This window comes from Phyllobacterium ifriqiyense, from assembly GCF_030817885.1.
GTDB lineage: Bacteria > Pseudomonadota > Alphaproteobacteria > Rhizobiales > Rhizobiaceae > Phyllobacterium > Phyllobacterium ifriqiyense.
The window spans coordinates 2,373,610-2,396,376 of sequence record NZ_JAUSZT010000003.1; the positions used below are offsets into that span (position 1 = coordinate 2,373,610).

A 22,767-nucleotide genomic window follows, 5' to 3' on the forward strand; every position below is an offset into this window, starting at 1 on the left:
GGAAATAGCGCAAAATAACGAGGAGCTCCGCGTTGTGCGGAGCTTTTCTGTTTTCAAAGCTGTGTACGGCGTCGCAAAAGATTGCGCTCCACCCATCCGGAGCGCAGGATAGATTACGATTCTGTGAAGACGCTTGGAGCCCGGTGACTTGAAACAGGAGGGTTGCCACTCCAAGTAATAGGTAAGCCGCATAACTGGTAGTACGCCGCTCTAGCATGGCTCCGGGATTGGAGTTTTCTCCCATCCATTTTCGGAAACTCATGCAACCAAAAGGGTGCCCGGACGCGGTGATCTGACCGAATGGTCTGAGAAAGGACATTGAAATGACGGTTGCAAGCAAGAAGACTCCGGCGGGTGGCGAGAACGGGCTTTATGCCGTTTTGCCGTTGCGCGATATCGTTGTCTTCCCTCACATGATCGTCCCGCTCTTCGTTGGACGCGAAAAGTCAATTCGCGCCCTTGAGGAAGTAATGGGCGTCGACAAGCAGATACTGCTTGCCACACAAAAAAACGCAGCGGATGACGATCCCCAAGCCGACGCAATCTACACGGTGGGCACAATCGCTAACGTCTTGCAATTGCTGAAATTGCCAGACGGAACGGTGAAAGTACTTGTCGAAGGCATTGCGCGCGCTGAAATTACGAGTTTCAACGATCGTACCGACTATCACGAAGCCAATGCAACAACGCTGGCTGAACCGGAGGAAGATCCGGTTGAGGTCGAGGCGCTTGCCCGCTCGGTGGTGTCGGATTTTGAGAATTACGTAAAGCTCAATAAGAAGATTTCGCCTGAAGTTGTTGGTGCTGCGGGTCAGATCGAGGACTACTCGAAGCTGGCGGATACCGTTGCATCGCATCTGGCAATCAAGATTCCTGAGAAGCAGGATATGCTGTCCATTCTGTCCGTGCGTGCACGGCTGGAAAAGGCGATGTCGTTCATGGAATCCGAAATTTCGGTTCTTCAGGTGGAAAAGCGTATCCGCTCGCGCGTTAAGCGCCAGATGGAAAAGACCCAGCGCGAATACTATCTGAACGAGCAGATGAAGGCCATTCAGAAGGAACTCGGTGACGGCGAAGATGGCCGTGACGAGGCCGCTGAACTGGAAGATCGCATCAAAAAGACGAAGCTTTCGAAAGAGGCCCGTGAAAAGGCCAATGCCGAGCTCAAGAAGCTGCGTCAGATGAGCCCGATGTCCGCTGAGGCGACGGTTGTTCGCAACTATCTCGACTGGTTGCTGTCCATTCCGTGGGGCAAAAAGTCGAAGGTCAAGAACGATCTCAACCTTGCCGATGAAGTGCTGGATGCCGAACATTATGGTTTGGACAAGGTCAAGGACCGAATTGTCGAGTATTTGGCGGTGCAGGCACGTTCGACCAAGATCAAGGGCCCTATCCTCTGCCTCGTTGGTCCTCCCGGCGTCGGCAAGACGTCACTGGCTCGTTCGATCGCCAAGGCGACTGGACGCGAATATGTCCGTATGTCACTGGGCGGCGTGCGTGACGAGGCCGAAATCCGCGGCCATCGCCGCACTTATATCGGCTCTATGCCCGGCAAGGTCATTCAGTCGATGAAGAAGGCGAAGAAGTCAAACCCGCTGTTCTTGCTCGACGAAATCGACAAGATGGGGCAGGATTTCCGCGGCGATCCGTCTTCCGCATTGCTCGAGGTGCTCGATCCGGAACAGAACTCAACCTTCATGGATCACTATCTTGAGGTCGAATATGATCTCTCGAACGTGATGTTTGTGACGACCGCCAATACGTTGAACATTCCGGGTCCTTTGATGGATCGTATGGAAATCATTCGTATTGCCGGCTACACCGAAGATGAGAAGCTGGAAATCGCCAAACGGCACCTGTTGCCCAAGGCAATTCGGGATCATGCGTTGCAGCCTAAGGAGTTCTCGGTCTCTGAGGATGCTATCCGCGCCATTATCCGCAGCTATACGCGGGAAGCGGGCGTGCGTAGTCTTGAGCGCGAGTTGATGAAGCTTGCTCGTAAGGCGGTTACGGAAATTCTAAAGTCCAAGAAGAAATCGGTGAAGGTGACGGCAGCCAACATTGATGATTATCTTGGTGTCGAGAAGTTCCGCTTCGGCCAAATCGACGGTGAAGATCAGGTTGGTGTCGTTACCGGGCTTGCCTGGACTGAGGTGGGCGGCGAATTGCTGACCATTGAAGGTGTCATGATGCCCGGCAAGGGCCGCATGACCGTTACAGGTAATCTCCGTGATGTGATGAAGGAATCAATTTCGGCGGCGGCATCCTATGTCCGTTCGCGCGCCATTGATTTTGGAGTTGAGCCACCATTATTCGATCGCCGCGATATCCACGTGCATGTGCCGGAAGGTGCTACGCCTAAGGATGGACCGTCGGCCGGTATTGCGATGGTGACTGCCATTGTGTCGATATTGACCGGTATTCCGGTTCGCAAAGATATCGCTATGACTGGTGAGATTACCTTGCGGGGCAGGGTGCTGCCTATCGGTGGGCTGAAAGAGAAACTGTTGGCTGCTCTGCGTGGTGGTATCAAGACGGTTCTGATTCCGGAGGAGAATGCCAAGGATCTGGCAGAGATTCCGGATAATGTGAAGAATGGCCTTGAGATCATACCTGTCTCACATGCCAATGAAGTTCTCAAACACGCCTTGATTCGCCAGCCGGAACCTATCGAGTGGACTGAACCCGCCCATGTTCCAACTCCGGCTGTCGAAGATGACGCCGCTGCGCAGATCGCCCATTAGCATCTGACACGTTCAAAGATGGCCGGGTAAGCGATTACCCGGCCATTTTGATTCCATAGCCCCTCTCTAAGCTTGATGCTTGCTGACGGTCTTGCTTCGCATTCCGTTAAAGATGGTCATAGGGGTGGAAGTGATATGATTCTGGTGATCGCAACACAAAATACCCGACCAGCGCTATAAGGGGTGCGCATCGCCGGTTAAAGGGCACTGTCCGGTAGATGATTGCTTCAAGAAGGCAGAATACTGCCAGAACACACATGCGATCAGGCCGGTAGGCCGTGTGCAACATTTCTTATCTTGGAAAGGAATGGTGGGCGATGAGAGACTCGAACTCCCGACATCTTCGGTGTAAACGAAGCGCTCTACCAACTGAGCTAATCGCCCCTCACAGGGTGTGTTCCGGAGCGTTTAGGCGTTTCGAACGACATTGGCAAGAGGGGATGTAGCACTTTTATGAATTGTTTGAAGAGTTTTTCACAATCGCATTTTTCATGGCTACTTGCGCTTGACACTCTCCCGCGAACCCCTTAAACGACCGCTCACGCCGGACAAATTGTTCGGTACGAAAGTGCGCGGGTGTAGCTCAGTTGGTTAGAGTGCCGGCCTGTCACGCCGGAGGTCGCGGGTTCGAGCCCCGTCACTCGCGCCACTTTTCCCTTAGACAAATCAAATATTGTTTGACTACTGGAAAAGTGGCGGGCCCCGCCGCATTCGATACTTCCCGGACTTCTAAAACACCAATTTGAAAAATGGCTGATCGCGTGGCCGGCGTCGATTCCCGCTCGTGCTCAATATATTTTAGCTGGGCCGCAAGCAGTCTTGCTTTAGAAGCTCCTCAAGCCAATCCGCAAAAACCTTTAATCGCCGCGAGAGGTGTTGGCGATGGGGATAGAGCAAGGTCATGGGCATGGGAGCTGCTCGATATTCGGGTAAAACTTCGACAAGATCACCAGCGTTAATATGGGCACGGACATCATAGGCTGGTATCTGAATGAGTCCGAGGCTTGCTAAACAACAGGCTATGTAGGCCTCAGCGCTGTTTACGGTGACGCGGCTGGGCATTTGCAAAGCAAATTGCTCGCCATTTTCAGTCCATTCCCACTCCGTCGTACGCCCGGAGGACGGAGATGCGTAATTTACGGCCCAGTGAGAATGTAGTTCGGCTGGAGAATCAGGAATGCCAAACCGCTTCAGGTATTCCGGGGTTGCAACATTTATCAGCGGCAATGCGCCGATGGTCCGGCCTATCAAGCTTGAGTCTGAAAGCGGTCCAACGCGGAGCACACAATCGATATTATCTTCTACAAGATTGACCGCGCGATCCGTAACACCGAGATCAATGTGGATTTGTGGATATCGATCAAGAAAGTCCGGAAGTGCAGGCGCGATAATCAATCGCCCAATCCGACCTGGCACATCGATTCTGAGCTTTCCCGACGGCTGAGCTGCTGTTTGCTTGAAAAGGTTTTCGGCGTCTTCTACGTCGGAAATGAGCCTTTGACAGCGATCATAGAAAACAGTGCCGTCCTGAGTAGGGGATACCTTGCGCGTGGTCCTATGGAGGAGGCGGGCGCCGACTCGTCCCTCAAGTTCTGCGATCGCCGCTGAAACCGAAGATCGCGGAACGCCGAGCGTGTCTGCCGCGCGTGTGAAGCTTGAGCATTCTACGACCCGAGAAAAGATACGGAAGAGGTCAATACGATCCAAATTGCTGTCGCCCCATTGTACGGAAATTCTGACAGGTGATGTCCAATTCTCCAGCTTTATCCAGAAAACCTAGCCTATATTCTGGTTACCTGAAAGCGCCCGCATGATGTGAGCGCACCAAAAGGAGCCGACACATGCCTGATCACGGGATCAAAGGAAAAACTATCATCATCGCAGGTGGCGCAAAGAACCTCGGTGGGTTGATCGCTCGCGATCTGGCTGCACATGGAGCCAAATCAATCGCTGTGCACTATAACAGCTTGGCGACGAAGACAGATGCGGAGGCAACCTTGGCTGCAATCAAGGCTGCGGGTTCGACAGGGGTGGCGTTTCAAGCCGACTTGACGACTGCAGGCGCCATGGAAAAGCTTTTCGATGATGTGGTCAATGCGATAGGACGTCCAGATATTGCTATTAACACCGTGGGCAAGGTGTTGAAGAAGCCTATCGCAGAGATTTCAGAATCTGAATATGACGAGATGAGCGCAGTTAATGCCAAGACCGCTTTTTTCTTCCTCAAGGAAGCAGGCAAAAATCTCAACGATAACGGAAAGATTTGTACGCTTGTCACTTCGCTGCTGGGAGCGTTTACGCCATTTTACGCAGCCTATGCGGGGACTAAGGCGCCCGTGGAGCATTTCACGCGGGCAGCCTCAAAGGAATTTGGTGAGCGAGGCATTTCGGTGACGGCGATTGGTCCAGGCCCAATGGACACGCCGTTTTTCTATCCCGCTGAAGGTGAAGATGCTGTCGCTTATCACAAAACGGCTGCTGCGCTCTCAAAGTTCTCCAAGACAGGACTCACCGACATTGAAGATATCGTGCCCTATATCCGCTTCATGGTGTCGGAGGGCTGGTGGATGACCGGACAGACTATTCTCGTAAATGGCGGCTATACGACGAAATAAAGCCCGCTTGGTTCCGGCGTATGCAGGCCGACCTGATAATTCCTCCGGAATCCGATGGATGCCGGAGGATTTGCCAAGCGCAACCATTTCAGCAGCGAATTTTAATTAGATTTAATCATGCGCGGTAAAGGCCGATTAAGCAATAAAATCAGATAGTTTTTGGTAACCATCTCCATTAATGCGTGCTCAATTCCTGTCACCCTATGTTCACGACGGTTCAACGAAACCAATTATATTTTAAAACCAGACAAACAGGACAGGCACATGACAACTCTCATCACACGTTTCCTCAAGGATGAATCCGGCGCGACTGCAATTGAGTACGGTCTCATCGCAGCTTTGATCTCCGTCGCCATCATCAGTGCGGCAACGACATTGGGTGGCAATATTTCTGCTACGTTCGGCAAAGTTTCCGAAAAGTTGGTTCCGGGCGCACCAGCTGAATAAAAATTAAAGATGAGGCGCGAGATTATCTGATATCCGGGGCTCAAAAAACCAGACCGCTGTCCAGTGGTCTGGTTTTTCGTTTGGTGTTATCAATACCCTCTCATCACAATGATCTCTCGACCGTGGTTCCGTTTAGGTGTATAGCGCACGCCCATTGCAGCTATTTTTAACCGGACCCAAAAATATGGAAGAATTTCATAAAGTTCGCCGCCTCCCGCCTTATGTTTTCGAGCAGGTTAATCGCCTGAAGGCCAGTGCGCGAGCCGCGGGTGCGGACATTGTTGATCTTGGTATGGGCAATCCCGATCTTCCAACTCCTCAGAGTGTTGTAGACAAATTGTGCGAGGCTGTTCAGGACCCGCGCACGCATCGATATTCGTCATCAAAGGGTATTCCAGGTTTGCGCCGCGCGCAGGCCGCCTATTATGAGCGCCGTTTCGGAGTAAAGCTTAATCCGGACATGCAAATCGTAGCGACCCTCGGCTCGAAGGAAGGTTTCGCAAATATGGCGCAAGCCATTACTGCGCCCGGTGATGTCGTTCTTTGCCCAGATCCCACTTATCCAATCCATGCATTCGGTTTCATCATGTCCGGCGGTGTTATTCGCTCGATTCCTGCAATGCCGGACGATCATTTCATCCCGGCTCTGGAACGCGGTATCCGCCATTCCATTCCAAAGCCGCTGGCATTGATCCTGAACTATCCGTCCAATCCTACGGCTCACGTTGCTTCGCTTGATTTCTACAAGGACGTGGTAGCTTTTGCCCGGAAGAACGAAATCATCATTCTTTCGGATTTGGCATATTCGGAAATTTACTTTGACGATGCGCCACCGCCATCCGTATTGCAGATTCCAGGCGCTATTGATGTCGCCGTTGAATTTACTTCGATGTCGAAGACATTTTCCATGCCCGGTTGGCGTATGGGATTCGCGGTTGGTAATGAGCGGCTGATTTCAGCGCTGACGCGGGTCAAATCATATCTCGATTATGGTGCTTTCACCCCTATTCAGGTCGCAGCCGCCGCTGCGCTGAACGGTGATGGCTCAGATATTGCTGAGGTTCGCGCCATCTACAAACATCGCCGCGATGTTCTGGTGGAAAGTTTCAGCCGCGCTGGTTGGCCCATACCAGCTCCTGCAGCGACAATGTTTGCTTGGGCACCAATACCGGAGAAGTTCCGCAGCCTTGGTTCGTTGGAGTTTTCCAAACTTCTGATTGAGCATGCGGATGTAGCCGTCGCGCCTGGTATCGGCTTTGGCGAACACGGGGATGATTACATCCGCATCGCCCTGGTGGAGAACGAGCATCGTATTCGTCAGGCCGCCCGTAATCTGAAGCGTTTCCTCAGCACAGCTGACGAAAAACTACATAATGTTATTCCGCTGAATGCGCGCCGTTAAGTTGGCGTAGACCGAAGCGGAATCAGCGGCGCTGTCTGGCGCCGCTTTAATGAAAATCCAAGGAAGTGAACGATGAGTGAAGCACTGCGCGTAGGAATCGCCGGATTGGGTACCGTTGGTGCCTCGGTTCTGAAAATTTTGCGGGACAAGGGTGAAATGCTCACCCGTCAGTGCGGGAAGCAGATTATCGTCACGGCAGTATCAGCGCGTGATGCCAAGCGTGATCGTGGTGTGGATTTCTCAGCGGCGACTTGGTTCGATGATCCGGTTGAGCTGGCCAAATCGAATGAGATTGATGTTTTTATCGAGTTGATCGGCGGCGACGAGGGGCCGGCTCGGGCAGCTGTTGAAGCAGCCCTTAAATCGGGACGGCACGTCGTCACTGCAAACAAAGCGCTATTAGCAAAGCATGGTGTCTATCTCGCCAAGATCGCTGAAGAAAAAGGCGTGCTGTTAAACTTTGAAGCTGCCGTAGCAGGCGGTATCCCAGTCATTAAAGCGCTTCGCGAATCATTGACGGGCAATACGGTTTCGCGCGTTTACGGCATCATGAACGGCACCTGCAACTATATCCTTACAAGGATGTGGGACGAGGGTATCTCTTTTGAGGACTGTCTCGCCGATGCACAATGCCTTGGCTATGCGGAAGCTGATCCGACATTCGACATCGAAGGAAATGACACAGCACACAAGCTCGCAATCCTGACGAGCCTCGCGTTTGGAACGCAGATTGCAGCAGATGACATTTATCTGGAAGGTATCAGCAATATATCATTGGCAGATATCAAGGCTGCCGACGAACTTGGTTATCGCATCAAGTTGCTTGGCGTTGCGTTGAAGACTGAAAGCGGCATTGAACAGCGTGTGCATCCAACGATGGTGCCGGTTGAATCGGTTATCGCACAGGTCCACGGCGTTACTAACGCCGTCGCTATCGAAACGGATCTCCTGGGTGAGCTGTTGCTATCCGGCCCTGGGGCTGGTGGAGCGGCAACGGCATCTGCGGTTATCGGCGATTTAGCTGATATCGCGAAAAGCCGACCTGGTTTTCAGCATGGCCCTGTCTTTGGCACACCTGCGAAAGCGCTAGCACCCTATAAGCGTGCTAAAATGCGTGCCCATGAGGGGGGGTATTTTATTCGCCTGACTGTCCATGACCGGGCAGGTGTGTTCGCTGCGATCGCAAAGCGCATGGCAGATAATGATATTTCGCTTGAATCGATTGTGCAGCGGCAAAGTGCCAATAGCCAGGCAGAGGCGACCAAGACAGTCATTCTGGTAACGCACGAAACGACGGAAGCCGCGGTTAAAAAAGCTCTCGAAGGAATCGTCAAGGATGGTCACGCAACCGATAAACCCCAGATGATTCGTATTGAAAGAGCGGGTTAAAAACCGGCATAGTGTGTTTAATCGATTAGCTTTTTCGGCAAGTGGCTTTTCTTCGGCTCAAGCCCTTGCCGCGTGGTTGCGACTTTGACAAAAGATTTGCATAGCGATGCTACTAAAGCCGCATTGCTGATCTTGAAATGCGGCCATATCCACAAAAGCAGGAAAAACTATGCCGAAAACTTCCGACCAGACTGATGTAGGCCTCGATCGTATTTTGACCCTTGAGCTGGTTCGTGTAACCGAGCGTGCAGCCGTTGCCGCCGCTCGCCTGCGCGGGCGCGGTGATGAAATGGCAGCCGATCAGGCTGCTGTAGATGCAATGCGTCAGGAATTGAATCGCCTGCCCATCGCGGGAACTGTTGTTATCGGCGAAGGCGAGCGCGATGAAGCACCAATGCTGTACATTGGTGAGGAAGTTGGAACACGCAGTGGGCCTGAGGTTGATATTGCGCTCGATCCACTGGAAGGCACGACTATCTGCGCCAAGAACTTGCCAAATTCCCTGGCAGTTATCGCGATCGCCGAAAAAGGCAACCTGCTCTATGCACCGGATGTGTACATGGAGAAGATTGCCGTTGGACCGGGTTATCCAGCCGGAATCATCAATCTCGATGCGCCTGCCATTGAGAATATTATGGCAGTTGCCAAAGCGAAGGGCGTGCCCGTCAGTGAGATAACAGCCTGCATTATGGACCGTCCACGTCATGCACGTTTGATTGAGGAAGTCCGCGCCACGGGCGCTTCCATTCGTCTGATCGGCGATGGTGATGTCGCTGGCGTTATCCATACAACTGACCCCGACGAAACTGGCATTGATATTTATATTGGCATTGGTGGCGCGCCTGAAGGCGTTCTGGCTGCTGCGGCGCTTCGCTGCATTGGCGGGCAGATGCAAGGGCGGCTCCAACTCAACAGCGATGACAAAATCGCCCGGGCAGCCAAAATGGGCATCAGCGACCCCAAGAAAATCTATACGATGGAAGAAATGGCCAAAGGTGACGTGCTTTTTGCCGCAACCGGCGTGACCGATGGCAATATGCTTTCCGGCGTCAAGTTCGCCCGCGACTATATTCAGACCCACACGGTGGTGATGCGCTCACATTCTCAGACAGTTCGCGAAATCAAGGCGAAGCATCAGGATATGAGCAAGTTCCAATAATAGAATGAACTTTCGGGGCATTGCATTCCGGGCCGCCGAGTGATTGAACGCTCAGATGACATCTGAACGGCTTTTTCTCGGCGTTGGACAATCGGCAACCGGTCTGAAGTGGGTCGATCGACTCGGCCAACGCGAGGCAAATATTGCGCTGGCCATGGCGCAAAATCATGGCTTCCCCGATATCGTCACTCGCGTCCTAGCTGGGAGGGGCGTTGGTTTGGATGACGCGGCGGCTTTTATGGAGCCGACTCTGAAAAGTTTGATGCCAGACCCGACGTCGTTGACGGATATGGCACCGGCAGCAGCGCGCATCGCCAAAGCTATTATTTCTGGTGAGACAGTTGCTATTTTCGGCGATTATGACGTTGATGGCGCTTGTTCTTCAGCCATTCTATCGCGCTTTCTCGCCCATTATGGCATCGCAAATCAAATCTACATTCCAGACAGGATATTTGAGGGCTATGGCCCAAACCCCGCTGCTATGCAGGAATTGGCAAAACAAGCCTCGCTGATAGTTACAGTTGATTGCGGAACAAATAGTGCCGCCGCAATTGATGCGGCTAAAGCCGCTGGTGCCGACGTTGTCGTTCTGGATCACCATCAAGTGGGTGGTAATCTGCCTGAGGCCGCACTCGCTATCGTTAATCCCAACCGTGAGGACGATTTGTCCGGCCAGGGACATCTCTGCGCTGCGGGCGTAGTTTTTCTGACGTTGGTGCAAACCTCGCGAATCCTGCGGGAGCAGGGGGTAAAACTTAATACCAATCCACCAGATCTGCTGTCTTTACTCGATCTCGTTGCTTTGGCCACGATCTGCGACGTTGTCCCATTAAAAGAATTGAACCGTGCTTTTGTGGTGAAGGGGCTTCTTGTCGCGCGCACCCAGCAGAATGTCGGACTTGCGGCATTGGCGCGCGTCTCGCGGATTGGAGAGCCGCTTAATGCGTTTCACTTCGCTTATCTGATCGGTCCGCGAATCAATGCCGGTGGGCGGATCGGCGATGCGGGTCTCGGCGCGCGGCTTTTAACACTCGACGACCCGGATGAAGCCATGCGCATTGCGCAGGAGCTTGATCGGCTTAATCAAGAGCGTCAGGCGATGGAAACGATCATGCTTGAACAGGCGGAAGCCGAGGCTATGGCCGAGCTTTCCTCCTCATCTGGTCCGGCTATTCTCATTACAGCCAATGACGACTGGCATCCCGGTATCGTCGGGTTGATCGCCGCGCGATTAAAGGAGCGAGCACGTCGGCCTGCTTTTGCCATCGCGTTCAATGCAAACGGAACCGGCAGCGGCTCCGGGAGGTCTATTAACGGCTTTGATTTGGGGAAGCTTGTCAGAGGCGCGGTAGAGCAGGGCCTGTTGGTTAAGGGTGGCGGCCATGCAATGGCTGCCGGAATTACCGTTGAACGTGGGAAAATGGGTGCTTTGCGCGCATTTTTCGAAGAGCAATCCGCAGAGATGGTGGGACAATTGCGTGGAAATGCCTCACTGGCAATTGACGGAGCTTTGAGCGCTGCAGGTGCGACCGTTCCCCTTTACGAAACGATGGAAAAAGCTGGTCCGTTTGGGTCGGGTCATCCTCAACCGGTTCTTGTCCTTCCCCACCACAGGCTGATTGACGCTCGGTCAGTCGGCATCAACCACATCAAGGTGACGCTTGCTGGTGCAGACGGTAAGCGTATCAATGCAATTGCCTTTCGTGCGGTGGGAAGTGACCTCGGCGACTTCCTTTTCAGGCAATTAGGTCAATCTGTGCATGTCGCAGGCAATCTGGCTCTTAATCATTGGAACGGCTCAACGACGACACAATTTCGCATTCTTGATGCGGCAAAGGCTGTCTGAGTCAATATTGTGCTTGCATTTGCAGGGTAGCTATGTTCTGTTTTTGTTCTCATGTGGGAACATTGAAAATGCGCAAGCCGACACATGCTGAGAAGCTTTATCTGGATTTTGACAGCTTTTTTGCCAGCGCTGAACAACAGTTGAATTCTGCGCTGCGGGACAGGCCCGTCGCCGTAGTGCCGCTAGACTCCCCGCACACAAGTGTTATTGCTGCTAGTCGCCAAGCCAAACCCTATGGCATCAAGACGGGTACATCGGTGCGGGAAGCACGCGAGAAATGCCCAGATATCGTGTTTGTGTCAGCGAGACCGGATGTCTATGTAAAGCTGCATAACCGCATTCTGGAAACAATCGAAAGATGTGTTCCAATTGCTGCGGTGCGTTCAATTGATGAGGTCGCCTGCCATTTGCTGGAGTCCGAGGCACGCCAAGCGCAAGCTCTTGCAGTGAGAATAAAACGCGTGCTGCGCGATGAAATTGGGCCAGTTCTTACCTGCTCGATAGGCATCTCTCTCAACGAGCTTTTGGCAAAGATTGCAGCGGAGATGGACAAGCCGGATGGATTTGTCTTGCTTGATCACGAAGACCTGCCAGGCAGGCTGTTTGATCTGGAATTGCGCGACCTGCCTGGTATTTCCAAGGGTATGGAGGCGAGGTTGGACCAAGCCGGGATCATTGACATCAAAGGTTTGTGGAGCCTTGCCCCCAAGCACGCTCGGGCTATCTGGAACAGCGTTGAAGGTGAGCGGTTTGTTTCAGCGCTGCACGGTTATGCGATTGAAAAAGCCGGAGACCGTAAAACGCATGTTCGGACATGGTCGCAACTTGCCTGCCGATTGGAGGGCGCCTGAAAAGGTACTGCAATGCGCACGGCTGCTGACGTTGAGCGCTGCGCGGCGTTTGCGTCGTTCCCATTATCGAGCGGCAGCAATGAGCTATACGGTTGGCGTCAGACGCGATAACCGCGTGACGCTGGAGGGACAATTTCGACCCGCGCGTGATGATCGCAGTTTTTTGGATTGCCTTAACAATCTGCACCAAAAAATGGTTGAGGCAGGGGAAATGCGAAATATAAGCTCGGTCACTGTCGTTCTTCACGACCTTTCGGCCGAACAAGAAGGCACTCACGATTTGTTCGATACGGGCGAGAGCGTGAAACAACGGGCTCAGTGGGAAAGCGTTTCTGATTTGATAGACAAGATTCGTGTCCGCCACGGGTCGAAAGCACTCAGCCTGGGATCCACTCAGGGCCCCGGTGATTATATAGGTTCTAAAATTGCATTCGGGCGTATTCCTGAACCCGAAGATTTTTAGCTGCCCCAAGGTGAAGTGGGGCAGCTAAAAAATTAGTAAGCCGCGGTAAAACGTTGCTGCTTGTGCTTTGGACTATGAACTTCATCGACAATCGCAACTGCAAGATCGCTTGCGCTGATTGCACTTTTACCTTCAGCGTCAAAAACCGGGTTTTCCTTACCCAGACGGTATTTTCCGGTGCGAGGACCAGGTACGAGATGGAACGGGGGTGAAACGAAGCTCCAGTCAAGTTCGGTTTCAGTGCGAAGATCATTCAGTGCCTGACGTGCGCCAAGTGCACCTTCCTTATACTCCGCGGGAAAATGTTCGCCGTCTACGAATTGTGTGCCGTCCTCAGCATACAGGCTTCCTGCGCCGCCAATAACGATCAGACGTTTTATGCCTGCCGATTTGGTCGCTTGGGTAATTGATTTGCTGGCTTTGATGTGGACAGCCTGAATGTTTGGATCTGTCCAGCCTGGATTATAGGCAGAAACCACGATGTCATGCCCTTTGAGCTTCTCCGATAAAGCTGCTGTATCCAAGGCATCCGCCTCGATGGCGGTCACGCCATCCAATTTTTCAACCTTTGCGGGATTGCGCACCAAAGCAGTAACGCTGTCTCCGCGAGAAATAGCCTCTTTCAAAATTTCCTGGCCGACAAAACCGGTGGCACCGATCAATGCAATTTTCATCATATGCTCCTTGATGCAGGTACGCATCGTTTTCTGGTTACTAACAATAACTATCTATGCTAGATGCGTGGGTCTGAAAAGAACGCACTTTTTCCGTTTTAAGGCACCCCTAGGTAACCGCCCGGGTGATATCCAAATTTGGTGATGAAGCTATGACGATACACGCAAATACCAGTCGAAACGTCCCCTTGCTCGAATCAATGCCCGCTATGAAGCCCGAAGAGGGTGGTTTATGCCCGATGCGGGAGGTGCTTGATCTTGTCGGTGATTCCTGGAGTCTTTTGACGATCATCAATCTGCAGTCCGGACCACGGCGCTTCAATGTATTGCGACGTATGATCCAAGGCATTTCGCAACGTATGCTGACCGTGACCCTGCGTTCGCTGGAACGCGACGGACTTGTGTTGCGCACCGTAAAGCCGACATCTCCTCCGGAAGTCACTTACGCACTCACGGATATTGGACATTCAATAGCGGTGCCAGTGGGAGCCTTGGGTGAATGGGCGGTGACCAATCGCGATCACCTGCGAAAGGCGCGCGCTGAGTTTGATGCGGCAAAGTCAGAATAACGGAACCCTCCCAAGTGCATTGCGTTTCTCCACCTCAAGGAATGTTTAAAGGGAGAACGAAAATGCCGGCAAAATCTCAGGCTCAACAGAAAGCAGCAGGTGCAGCGCTTTCAGCAAAACGAGGCGACACCAAGAAGAGCGAGCTCAAAGGCGCATCAAAGGGCATGTATGAGTCCATGAGCGAGAAACAGCTCGAGGAGTTCGCTGAAACTGATCGCAAGGATCTGCCCAAGAAGAAAACCAAGCATTGATCCCTGCGAGCGCGCATTACTGGCAGATGCGCGCCTCGCAGCTCTTTCCGTGGCACCCTTGATCAAGATGCAGGTTACCCTGATGTGCGGCGTCCCCGTCCGGGCCGATAACCGTCATGAATCGCTCGCAGCTAAGCTTGTGCAGTGATGACCAGAACGCCTGCTCTTCCGGTTTGCCTTTCCAGCCTGATCCGAGTTCTGTCGTTTTTCCGTTCTTGAACTTGAACGAGATAATGTCCAGCGCATTGGCAAAGGCATGCTCTGAAACGCGTCCCTTATGACCATTATTGACCTTTCGGCACTGATAGTCGGAACCGGTCGCAATGCTTTCTATCTCGGCACCGAAGTTTTTCTGTGCCTCTTTTTGAATTTCGACAACCCAATTGGCCAACGATCCAGCCATTGCGCAATTCGTTATGATCGGCGCGGCAAATTTCACGGGATTGTCTTTGCCAATCGCCGTCACCTTCAATGGCGAACGCTCGCCGCAAACCCCTTCCGAAAGGGGAGGTATCAATTCGCCTTGGATATCGCCATTCATGATTGCGGGGCACGCATTTTGGTAAATCCGATCCGGTGAAGTTGCGGCGTCATTTGTTTCAGTGGCTTCGTCCGGCTTTTTGTTGTCTTCTGTTTGATCCGGCTTAGGACCTTGTTGCTCCGCCTTGGGCGCAACAATTGGCTTTTCATCAGGTTTTGCTGCAGGTTCAGCTTCCATCGCCGGTTTTTGGTCCGGTACGGGCGTTTCAGCCTTTTGCTCCGGCGCGACGGTTGCTCGCGGATTATCCAGCGGAAGCGGGGGAATAGTAGGCAAGGCAGGCTTCGCGATTCTGGTTTGGTGGTTGCGCCGGGATCGCGCATCCGCATCGCTGGTGGAACTCACCAATGTCAAGCTTGAAATAGATGCTGCAAGAGATAAAAGGATGAATAGATGAAAACGCGTTGGACGCGAGAATAGGGTCATTATCGGCTCTACTCCTGTTTGAGCGTCTACCCTAACGTGCAAATACCAATATCGGTTTCAATTTATATGAGCCGCTGAAACATCGCCTGCGCTTGACATCAAGGAACCTTGGCACTAGAAGCCACAACAGCGCAGGGCCTAACAGCTCTGCGTTTCATTTGACGTGTCCCGTGGGTGATCTCGCAAAGCGTGCGTGGGTCGCTCTGTCAGTCTTCGAAAACGGAAGGCAGAGGAGGGCGCGTTTCCTTGAACCGGGGTATTTAGCCTTGGTTTGGTTTTGTTGAAAGGAAATGCGATGAGCAAGCGCGAATCGTCCAAGTATAAAATTGACCGCCGTCTTGGCGAAAACATCTGGGGCCGCCCGAAGTCCCCTGTAAATCGCCGTGAATATGGCCCAGGCCAGCACGGTCAGCGCCGCAAGAGCAAGCTGTCCGACTTCGGTGTTCAGCTGCGCGCAAAGCAGAAGCTCAAAGGCTTCTACGGCGACATTTCGGAAAAGCAGTTCCGCAAGACCTATGAAGAAGCATCACGTCGCAAGGGCGATACTGGTGAGCAGCTCATTGGTCTGCTTGAGTCGCGTCTGGATGCGATTGTGTACCGCGCAAAGTTCGTTCCAACGATCTTCGCAGCGCGTCAGTTCGTCAACCACGGCCACGTAAATGTTAATGGCCGTCGCACCAACATCCAGTCCTACATCTGCAAGGCTGGTGATGTGATTGAAGTTCGTGAAAAGTCAAAGCAGCTTGTGATTGTTTTGGAAGCCGTTCAGCTCGCTGAGCGTGATGTTCCAGAATACATCGAAGTTGATCACACCAAGATGGTTGCCAAGTACAATCGCGTTCCGGCCTTCTCCGATGTGCCATATGCTGTACAGATGGAACCAAATCTGGTCGTCGAATTCTATTCGCGTTAATCGGGTTTTGAAGTTTTTGAAGAAGCCGCCTGGAGCAATCCTGGCGGCTTTTTTGTTCCAGAATCATAGAGGATGCGGGAATGACTGACCTAAAATCCATTGTTGATAGTGTTTATCACGATCTTTCAGACAGGATCGGGGAAGGCAAGCTTGCTGATTATATTCCCGAGTTGGCGACAGTGGATCCAAGGCAGTTTGGCATAGCTTTGGTCACGACCGATGGAAAACTCTACTCTGCCGGCGATGCGGCTACAGCCTTTTCGATCCAGAGTATCTCAAAGGTTTTCACGCTCACTTTGGCGCTCGGCAAGATTGGCGATGGGCTGTGGAAAAGAGTTGGCCGTGAGCCATCAGGCAATTCGTTTAATTCCATTGTGCAGCTTGAGCAAGAAAAGGGAAAGCCGCGTAATCCCTTTATCAATGCTGGCGCAATTGCGGTGGCAGATGTAGTTTTGGCGGGGCATGTGCCTAAAGAAGCCATCGGCGAGATCGTGCAATTTATTCGTCAGTTGGCCGACGATGATACAATAGCGATTGATCACAATGTCGCGCGTTCGGAGACAAATACCGGGTATCGCAATGTTGCGCTCGCAAATTTTATGAGATCGTTCGGCAATCTCAATCACCCCGCCGAGCACGTGCTCGGCGTTTATTTCCATCACTGCGCGGTGGCGATGTCTTGCCACCAACTTGCCCATGCCGGACTCTATCTTGCGTCGGCTGGTCGCAATCCTTTGAGTGGTGGAAGTGTGGTTTCCCCCAGCCGCGCACGCCGGATCAATGCTCTGATGCTCATGTGTGGTCATTATGATGGTTCTGGCGATTTTGCTTATCGCGTAGGTCTTCCCGGCAAGAGCGGCGTTGGTGGAGGAATTCTGGCCATTGCACCCGGTAAGGCTTCGATAGCAGTATGGTCTCCGGGGTTGAACGAAAACGGCAATTCGCAGTTGGGTTCGGCAGCGCTAGAACTTTTGGCACAACGGACCGGCTGGTCGGTATTCGGACAATAACAAGGTCTGCATCGCCTGCATTTATGGGCAATGAAGGTGAAATGAGGTGTTCCCATGACTGTTCATGATCTGGATATTGCCCAAGATTCCGGCTGCCATCCTATGTTTCTGAATGCGCCGCCCGGAGTAGAGTTCAACAAATTGCGCAAGCGTCTGCTGCGCAATACACGACAGGCACTTGAAGATTTTGCCATGATCAATCCGGGCGAACGTTGGCTTGTTGGGCTTTCGGGCGGTAAGGATTCCTATGGGCTTCTAGCACTGTTGCTTGATTTGAAGTGGCGCGGACTGCTGCCGGTCGAGCTTGTTGCTTGCAATCTGGATCAGGGCCAGCCCAATTTTCCGAAACATATTTTGCCGGATTTTCTGACACGAAACGGAATTCAACATCGTATTGAATATAAAGACACCTATTCAATCGTCACAGAAAAGGTTGCCGAAAACCAGACCTATTGCTCGCTGTGTTCACGGTTGCGGCGTGGCCATCTTTATCGGGTAGCGCGGGAGGAAGGTTGTTCGGCATTGGTTCTCGGGCATCATCGGGAAGACATTCTCGAAACGTTTTTAATGAATCTCTTCCACGGTGGCAGGCTCGCGGCAATGCCTCCGAAATTATTGAATGATGATGGTGATCTGATGCTGCTTCGGCCTTTAAGCTATTGTGCTGAGGACGATCTGGAAAAATTTGCACAGGCGATGCAATTTCCCATCATACCTTGCGACCTGTGCGGAAGTCAGGACGGACTTCAGCGAAACATGATGAAGGCAATGCTTTCCGACATTGAAAAACGCATGCCAGGGCGCAAGGAGATTATGATTCGCGCCCTTGCCAACACACGTCCAAGCCATCTGCTGGACCGCAAGATTTTCGATTTTACAGGACTGTCACCGAAGGCAAACCCCGGCGAATGAACATGCCCGGGTTTGCTAAGACCTTAAACGGGTTGATTGTGTGGCTTGAATAATTTGCCCCGCTCGGCAATGAGAACAAACACCAGCCCGATTAATGAAAGCACGAAGAAGCCTGCTACCAGCGGCGTTGTCGTGCCATCGAAAGCCTGTCCAATCAATGCGCCAATTGCGCCGCCACCGGCTGTTCCCATAAAGCCAAGGACCGATGAAGCTGTGCCCGCTACATGCCCCAGCGGTTCCATGGCAAGCGAATTGAAGTTGGAACCGATCCAGCCGAACTGGAACATGGCCACAGCGAAAAACAGGAAATAGAGCACAAACGGCGTTGGGTGTGGTCCAAACAATGTAACCAGCAGCCAGAGGCCGTTGACCGTCAGAAAGGCCAGGAGCGCTCCGTGAGAGAGGCGGCGCATGCCAAAACGACCGACGAAACGCGAATTGACGAATGACGAGAATGCCATAGTTACAGCGACACCCGCAAACGCTACCGGGAACCATACGCCGAGTTCATAAATGCCGACGTAAATTTGCTGGGCAGAATTGATGAAGCCGAAAAGAGCGCCGAAAATGAATGCGCTCGCTAGTGTATAGCAAAGAGCCACACGGTTCGTCAGAACGATGATGAAGCCCCGGCTGACCGATCGCAATGTAAACGGCCGCACGTCGGCTGGATCAAGTGTTTCTGGGAGACGGATATAGAACCAGCACATCACGGCAGCTGCGATAATTGCCATGAAAATGAAGATGAGATGCCAGTTTCCAAACAGCATGACTGCTTGCCCCGTGCCCGGGGCGATGACTGGAACCACCATAAACACCATCATGATGAGAGACATGACTTCTGCCATCATCCGGCCGCCATAAACGTCACGAACGATCGAAATCGTGATGACGCGTGTGGCTGCCGATCCGATGCCTTGAAGCAAGCGAAAAAATAGCAAGGAGGCGAAACTCGGCACAAATACGCACGCTAGCGCGGACAGAATGTAAATCACCAAACCAGCGAACATAGGTTTGCGGCGACCAAAACGATCAGAAATTGGACCATAGAATAATTGCGAAACCGCGAAGCCCATGAGATAGGCCGAAATTACATATTGACGATGATTTTCGGTGGCAACGCCAAGGCTGGCACCGATTTCCTGCAATCCTGGCAGCATAATATCAATTGCAAGGGCATTAAGCGCCATGAGCGCTGCCATCATTGCGATAAACTCAATCTTGGTCATTGCGCCAAGTTTGGGAGTTAATCCTGTCGAGGGGGTTTTCATTTTCGAACCTGCAAACATCATCTATAAAATGCCCGAGCGATGACCGCCGGGTCGCCCTTGCAATCGGCTAACGGGCCTGACGCTCGTTTCATTAACCGCTCAAAACACATCATCGTGCTGTCATCTCTTGAGTTCCTACGGAACCTTAAACAACGACAAAGGCGTCGGTATATCCGACGCCTTTAGAATATAATTCCGCTAAACCGCGGAACTGACTGATTTATTTGCGTAATCAGGCTGCCTTAGTGGCAACACCTTTTTCGCTAAAGAGGGATTGCAGTTCGCCAGCCTGAAACATTTCGCGGATAATATCACAGCCGCCAACAAACTCGCCCTTAACATAAAGTTGCGGGATGGTCGGCCAATTAGAATATTCCTTGATGCCCTGACGCAATTCGTCGGAGGTCAGTATATTCACGCCTTTATAATCCACGCCAACATAATCAAGTATCTGCACAACCTGACCGGAAAAGCCGCACTGGGGAAACCCTGGGGTGCCCTTCATGAACAGAACAACATCGTTGCTCTTCACTTCGTTATCGATAAATTCGCTAATACCGCTCATTTCGGCAAACCTTCCTACCAAACACGACGAATCGTCATCGCTGGTCAAAATTGAACTTTCCTAACAAATAGCGCTTCAATTCTGGCAAAACAAGGCTCGGTGTTCCCGAATTGGTTTATTCCGGTGCGCTGGTCTGCAGGGCGAGGGCATGCAGCACACCGCCCATATTGCCCTTCAATGCATCATAGACCATCTGGTGCTGCTGAACTCGTGACTTGCCCCGAAAGCTCTCAGCGACAACCTCAGCAGCATAGTGATCTCCGTCACCCGCCAGATCGCGGATGGTAATCTTCGCATCGGGAATGGCGTCTTGAATCATTTTTTCGATATCACGCGCGTCCATTGCCATGTGTCGTTCTCCTCAGGCGGCCTGATCTTTTTGGTTCGCCGGACCGTTCATATAGTCAGGGAACCACGATTCGTGGGCATTTGTCAGGTCTGCTACTGATATGGAGACCAACTCTCCGATCGTCAATGCATTGCCCTCTACGACGCCAAGCTTGCGGAACGGAATGCCCGAGCCCTCAGCATTGAGCGTTACGAAGTTTGCCATATCGGCGGGCACGGCGATAATATACCGAGCCTGATCCTCACCAAAGAGCAGGGCATGCGGGGCATCTTCACCAACCGAAACAGATGCACCTTTGCCAGAGGCCATGCACATTTCAGCCAGCGCAATGCCAAGTCCGCCATCCGATAAGTCATGGCAGGCAGTAACCTGGCCATTGCGTATTGCGGAGCGGACGAAATCGCCATTCCTCTTCTCGACTGCGAGATCGACATTGGGAGCCGGTCCATCTGAGCGACTATGAAGATCGCGCAAATAAATCGACTGCCCAAGATGGCTGCCGTCTGTGCCGATGAGGATCAAGATATTTCCGTTTGCCATGCCGCCTATCTTGGCAATCTTGGACCAATCAGGGATCAGCCCGACGCCAGCAATGGTCGGGGTTGGCAAAATGGCTTGTCCATTTGTTTCATTATAGAGTGAGACATTGCCCGAAACGATCGGGAAGGCGAGCGCACGGCAAGCGTCGCCTATGCCGCCAATAGCTTTAACCAACTGGCCCATGATCTCCGGTCGTTCCGGATTACCAAAATTGAGATTATCGGTGGCGGCGAGAGGTTCGGCGCCAACAGCTGTAAGATTGCGCCAGCATTCAGCGACAGCCTGCTTGCCGCCTTCATATGGATCAGCCTCGCAATAACGCGGCGTGACGTCTGATGAAAATGCGAGTGCTTTGGTAAGATGACCTTCGACGCGAACCACGCCTGCATCGCCACCCGGCAATTGTAGTGAGTTGCCTTGAATGAGCGTGTCATATTGCTCGTACACCCAGCGGCGCGATGACAAATCTGGCGAATTAAGCATCTGCAATAATGCTGCGTTATAATCTTCAACCTGTGGAACGTTTGAAGCTGGCAGCGGAGCGTGCTTGCCCGGTTCCATCCATGGGCGGTCATATTCCGGAGCCTGATCGCCGAGATCCTTGATGGGGAGGTTGGCAACTTCCTCGCCCTGATGAATGACGCGAAAGCGAAGGTCGTCGGTTGTATGCCCTACGATGGCGAAATCCAGTCCCCATTTCTTGAAAATGGCCTGGGCTTCTTCTTCTTTTTCCGGGCGCAAAACCATAAGCATGCGCTCCTGGCTTTCGGACAGCATCATCTCATAAGCGGTCATACGCTCTTCACGTACGGGAACTTTGTCCAGATTGAGTTCAATACCGAGGTTGCCCTTGGCGCCCATTTCAACAGCAGAGCAGGTCAAGCCCGCAGCGCCCATGTCCTGAATAGCGATAACAGCGCCCGAAGCCATCAATTCAAGTGACGCTTCCAGCAGACACTTTTCAGTAAAGGGGTCACCAACCTGAACGGTAGGGCGCTTCTCTTCGATTGACTCGTCAAATTCGGCAGAAGCCATCGTTGCGCCGCCAACGCCGTCGCGTCCGGTTTTTGCTCCGAGATAAACGACAGGAAGGCCAACACCCTTGGCTTCCGACAGGAAAATCGCATCGGTTTTGGCCAAACCGGCAGCAAAAGCGTTTACAAGAATATTGCCATTATAGCGCGCGTCGAAATTGACTTCGCCACCTACGGTCGGCACTCCGAAGGAATTGCCGTATCCGCCAACGCCTTCAACCACGCCCGATACAAGATGACGGGTCTTGGGATGTGCAGGTTCGCCGAAGCGCAATGCATTCATGGCAGCAATCGGGCGGGCACCCATGGTGAATACATCACGCAAGATACCGCCAACGCCTGTTGCAGCGCCTTGATAGGGTTCAATATAGGAGGGGTGGTTATGGCTTTCCATTTTGAAAACCACGCAATCGCCGTCACCAATGTCTACGACGCCAGCATTTTCGCCGGGACCTTGGATAACCTGGGGACCGGTCGTCGGCAATGTACGAAGCCATTTCTTGGACGACTTGTAGGAACAATGCTCGTTCCACATGGCGGAGAAAATACCAAGCTCTGTGAAGCTGGGCTCGCGTCCGATCAGATCGAGAATGCGTTGATATTCATCCGGCTTCAGCCCGTGCGAGGCGATTAGTTCCGGTGTGATCTGAACAGTGTTGGAAAGACCCATGAGCAATATCAGTTCCGTTGTGTGTTAAGCGGTTCTCTTAGAGCAATTTGCAACGGGAATACACCGTGTTCGAGAGAAAAAAGAACAGGGAACCACTGAAAAATGCCCGATCAAGCCTGGTACGTGACG

21 protein-coding genes and 2 tRNA genes are annotated in these 22,767 nt (G+C 52.4%); 15 read left to right on the forward strand and 8 right to left on the reverse strand.

Annotated elements, in window-relative coordinates; all coding sequences use genetic code 11:
* The first annotated feature begins 323 nt into the window (after positions 1-323).
* Positions 324-2,744, forward strand: a complete 2,421-nt coding sequence (lon, locus tag QFZ34_RS19210) for an endopeptidase La (RefSeq protein ID WP_115051683.1) — start codon at positions 324-326, stop codon at positions 2,742-2,744.
* A gap of 308 nt (positions 2,745-3,052) precedes the next feature.
* On the opposite strand, the gene QFZ34_RS19215 is transcribed toward lon, so the two are convergent.
* Positions 3,053-3,128 (reverse strand) — tRNA-Val (locus QFZ34_RS19215).
* Positions 3,129-3,316: 188 nt separating this feature from the next.
* Here QFZ34_RS19215 and QFZ34_RS19220 point away from each other — a divergent pair.
* Positions 3,317-3,393 (forward strand) — tRNA-Asp (locus QFZ34_RS19220).
* 149 nt (positions 3,394-3,542) lie between these two features.
* On the opposite strand, the gene QFZ34_RS19225 is transcribed toward QFZ34_RS19220, so the two are convergent.
* Positions 3,543-4,451 carry a LysR family transcriptional regulator gene (locus QFZ34_RS19225; protein WP_307284302.1) on the reverse strand — a complete coding sequence of 303 codons (909 nt, stop codon included), beginning with the start codon at positions 4,449-4,451 and terminating at the stop codon, positions 3,543-3,545.
* Positions 4,452-4,585: 134 nt separating this feature from the next.
* Between QFZ34_RS19225 and QFZ34_RS19230 the strand changes: the two genes are divergently transcribed.
* From QFZ34_RS19230 to QFZ34_RS19265, 8 genes are all read left to right on the forward strand, one after another.
* A complete protein-coding gene (locus tag QFZ34_RS19230) occupies positions 4,586-5,359 on the forward strand; it encodes an SDR family oxidoreductase (RefSeq protein WP_307284305.1) in 774 nt (257 codons plus the stop codon).
* A gap of 264 nt (positions 5,360-5,623) precedes the next feature.
* Positions 5,624-5,806, forward strand: coding sequence for a Flp family type IVb pilin (locus tag QFZ34_RS19235; protein ID WP_307284307.1), 183 nt, complete (start codon positions 5,624-5,626; stop codon positions 5,804-5,806).
* Between the two features lie 184 nt (positions 5,807-5,990).
* Positions 5,991-7,208: an LL-diaminopimelate aminotransferase gene (locus QFZ34_RS19240; RefSeq protein WP_307284311.1), complete on the forward strand. Its 1,218-nt coding sequence runs from the start codon at positions 5,991-5,993 to the stop codon at positions 7,206-7,208.
* A gap of 72 nt (positions 7,209-7,280) precedes the next feature.
* A complete protein-coding gene (locus tag QFZ34_RS19245; RefSeq protein ID WP_307284314.1) occupies positions 7,281-8,597 on the forward strand; it encodes a homoserine dehydrogenase in 1,317 nt (438 codons plus the stop codon).
* Between the two features lie 169 nt (positions 8,598-8,766).
* Complete coding sequence (gene glpX, locus QFZ34_RS19250) at positions 8,767-9,756, forward strand: class II fructose-bisphosphatase (RefSeq protein WP_115051677.1); 990 nt, start codon at positions 8,767-8,769, stop codon at positions 9,754-9,756.
* Between the two features lie 55 nt (positions 9,757-9,811).
* Entirely contained in the window at positions 9,812-11,602 is a 1,791-nt protein-coding gene (gene recJ, locus QFZ34_RS19255) for a single-stranded-DNA-specific exonuclease RecJ (RefSeq protein WP_307284319.1), read from the forward strand.
* A gap of 68 nt (positions 11,603-11,670) precedes the next feature.
* A complete protein-coding gene (locus tag QFZ34_RS19260) occupies positions 11,671-12,453 on the forward strand; it encodes a Y-family DNA polymerase (RefSeq protein WP_307284322.1) in 783 nt (260 codons plus the stop codon).
* Positions 12,454-12,532: 79 nt separating this feature from the next.
* Positions 12,533-12,916 (forward strand): hypothetical protein, encoded by a 384-nt coding sequence (locus QFZ34_RS19265; RefSeq protein WP_503128821.1) that lies wholly within the window; start codon positions 12,533-12,535, stop codon positions 12,914-12,916.
* A 32-nt stretch (positions 12,917-12,948) separates the two neighbouring features.
* Here QFZ34_RS19265 and QFZ34_RS19270 read toward each other — a convergent pair whose 3' ends face one another.
* Complete coding sequence (locus QFZ34_RS19270; protein ID WP_307284326.1) at positions 12,949-13,593, reverse strand: NAD(P)-dependent oxidoreductase; 645 nt, start codon at positions 13,591-13,593, stop codon at positions 12,949-12,951.
* Between the two features lie 149 nt (positions 13,594-13,742).
* Between QFZ34_RS19270 and QFZ34_RS19275 the strand changes: the two genes are divergently transcribed.
* Entirely contained in the window at positions 13,743-14,159 is a 417-nt protein-coding gene (locus QFZ34_RS19275) for a winged helix-turn-helix transcriptional regulator (RefSeq protein WP_307284329.1), read from the forward strand.
* A gap of 62 nt (positions 14,160-14,221) precedes the next feature.
* Positions 14,222-14,410 (forward strand): DUF3008 family protein, encoded by a 189-nt coding sequence (locus QFZ34_RS19280; protein WP_115051672.1) that lies wholly within the window; start codon positions 14,222-14,224, stop codon positions 14,408-14,410.
* Between the two features lie 16 nt (positions 14,411-14,426).
* Here the strand turns inward: QFZ34_RS19280 and QFZ34_RS19285 are convergent, their stop codons facing one another.
* On the reverse strand, positions 14,427-15,374 hold the full coding sequence (locus QFZ34_RS19285) for an extensin family protein (protein ID WP_307284332.1): 948 nt from the start codon (positions 15,372-15,374) through the stop codon (positions 14,427-14,429).
* A gap of 295 nt (positions 15,375-15,669) precedes the next feature.
* On the opposite strand from QFZ34_RS19285, the gene rpsD reads away from it, so the two are divergent.
* From rpsD to ttcA, 3 genes are all read left to right on the forward strand, one after another.
* Positions 15,670-16,287, forward strand: coding sequence for a 30S ribosomal protein S4 (gene rpsD / locus QFZ34_RS19290; protein WP_008120815.1), 618 nt, complete (start codon positions 15,670-15,672; stop codon positions 16,285-16,287).
* A gap of 80 nt (positions 16,288-16,367) precedes the next feature.
* On the forward strand, positions 16,368-17,297 hold the full coding sequence (locus QFZ34_RS19295) for a glutaminase (protein ID WP_115051670.1): 930 nt from the start codon (positions 16,368-16,370) through the stop codon (positions 17,295-17,297).
* A gap of 54 nt (positions 17,298-17,351) precedes the next feature.
* A complete protein-coding gene (gene ttcA, locus QFZ34_RS19300; protein ID WP_307284340.1) occupies positions 17,352-18,209 on the forward strand; it encodes a tRNA 2-thiocytidine(32) synthetase TtcA in 858 nt (285 codons plus the stop codon).
* Between the two features lie 23 nt (positions 18,210-18,232).
* Here ttcA and QFZ34_RS19305 read toward each other — a convergent pair whose 3' ends face one another.
* The 4 genes from QFZ34_RS19305 to purL all read right to left on the reverse strand — a co-directional run bounded on the left by QFZ34_RS19305 (position 18,233) and on the right by purL (position 22,638).
* Positions 18,233-19,438, reverse strand: a complete 1,206-nt coding sequence (locus QFZ34_RS19305; protein ID WP_307286492.1) for a multidrug effflux MFS transporter — start codon at positions 19,436-19,438, stop codon at positions 18,233-18,235.
* 274 nt (positions 19,439-19,712) lie between these two features.
* Positions 19,713-20,045, reverse strand: a complete 333-nt coding sequence (gene grxD, locus QFZ34_RS19310; RefSeq protein ID WP_115051668.1) for a Grx4 family monothiol glutaredoxin — start codon at positions 20,043-20,045, stop codon at positions 19,713-19,715.
* A gap of 115 nt (positions 20,046-20,160) precedes the next feature.
* Positions 20,161-20,394 (reverse strand): BolA/IbaG family iron-sulfur metabolism protein, encoded by a 234-nt coding sequence (locus QFZ34_RS19315; RefSeq protein WP_008120822.1) that lies wholly within the window; start codon positions 20,392-20,394, stop codon positions 20,161-20,163.
* Positions 20,395-20,406: 12 nt separating this feature from the next.
* A complete protein-coding gene (gene purL, locus QFZ34_RS19320; RefSeq protein WP_307284344.1) occupies positions 20,407-22,638 on the reverse strand; it encodes a phosphoribosylformylglycinamidine synthase subunit PurL in 2,232 nt (743 codons plus the stop codon).
* Positions 22,639-22,767: the final 129 nt, after the last annotated feature.

Coding starts and splice junctions, on each gene's coding strand:
- QFZ34_RS19230 (WP_307284305.1), top strand. CDS start 4,586: ATGCCTGATCACGGGATCAAAGGAAAAACTATCATCATCGCAGGTGGC.
- QFZ34_RS19275 (WP_307284329.1), top strand. CDS start 13,743: ATGACGATACACGCAAATACCAGTCGAAACGTCCCCTTGCTCGAATCA.
- QFZ34_RS19315 (WP_008120822.1), bottom strand. CDS start 20,394: ATGGCAATGGACGCGCGTGATATCGAAAAAATGATTCAAGACGCCATT.
- QFZ34_RS19235 (WP_307284307.1), top strand. CDS start 5,624: ATGACAACTCTCATCACACGTTTCCTCAAGGATGAATCCGGCGCGACT.
- QFZ34_RS19245 (WP_307284314.1), top strand. CDS start 7,281: ATGAGTGAAGCACTGCGCGTAGGAATCGCCGGATTGGGTACCGTTGGT.
- QFZ34_RS19270 (WP_307284326.1), bottom strand. CDS start 13,593: ATGATGAAAATTGCATTGATCGGTGCCACCGGTTTTGTCGGCCAGGAA.
- QFZ34_RS19295 (WP_115051670.1), top strand. CDS start 16,368: ATGACTGACCTAAAATCCATTGTTGATAGTGTTTATCACGATCTTTCA.
- QFZ34_RS19265 (WP_503128821.1), top strand. CDS start 12,533: ATGAGCTATACGGTTGGCGTCAGACGCGATAACCGCGTGACGCTGGAG.
- QFZ34_RS19285 (WP_307284332.1), bottom strand. CDS start 15,374: ATGACCCTATTCTCGCGTCCAACGCGTTTTCATCTATTCATCCTTTTA.
- recJ (WP_307284319.1), top strand. CDS start 9,812: ATGACATCTGAACGGCTTTTTCTCGGCGTTGGACAATCGGCAACCGGT.
- grxD (WP_115051668.1), bottom strand. CDS start 20,045: ATGAGCGGTATTAGCGAATTTATCGATAACGAAGTGAAGAGCAACGAT.
- QFZ34_RS19305 (WP_307286492.1), bottom strand. CDS start 19,438: ATGACCAAGATTGAGTTTATCGCAATGATGGCAGCGCTCATGGCGCTT.
- QFZ34_RS19240 (WP_307284311.1), top strand. CDS start 5,991: ATGGAAGAATTTCATAAAGTTCGCCGCCTCCCGCCTTATGTTTTCGAG.
- rpsD (WP_008120815.1), top strand. CDS start 15,670: ATGAGCAAGCGCGAATCGTCCAAGTATAAAATTGACCGCCGTCTTGGC.
- QFZ34_RS19260 (WP_307284322.1), top strand. CDS start 11,671: ATGCGCAAGCCGACACATGCTGAGAAGCTTTATCTGGATTTTGACAGC.
- QFZ34_RS19280 (WP_115051672.1), top strand. CDS start 14,222: ATGCCGGCAAAATCTCAGGCTCAACAGAAAGCAGCAGGTGCAGCGCTT.
- glpX (WP_115051677.1), top strand. CDS start 8,767: ATGCCGAAAACTTCCGACCAGACTGATGTAGGCCTCGATCGTATTTTG.
- purL (WP_307284344.1), bottom strand. CDS start 22,638: ATGGGTCTTTCCAACACTGTTCAGATCACACCGGAACTAATCGCCTCG.
- ttcA (WP_307284340.1), top strand. CDS start 17,352: ATGACTGTTCATGATCTGGATATTGCCCAAGATTCCGGCTGCCATCCT.
- lon (WP_115051683.1), top strand. CDS start 324: ATGACGGTTGCAAGCAAGAAGACTCCGGCGGGTGGCGAGAACGGGCTT.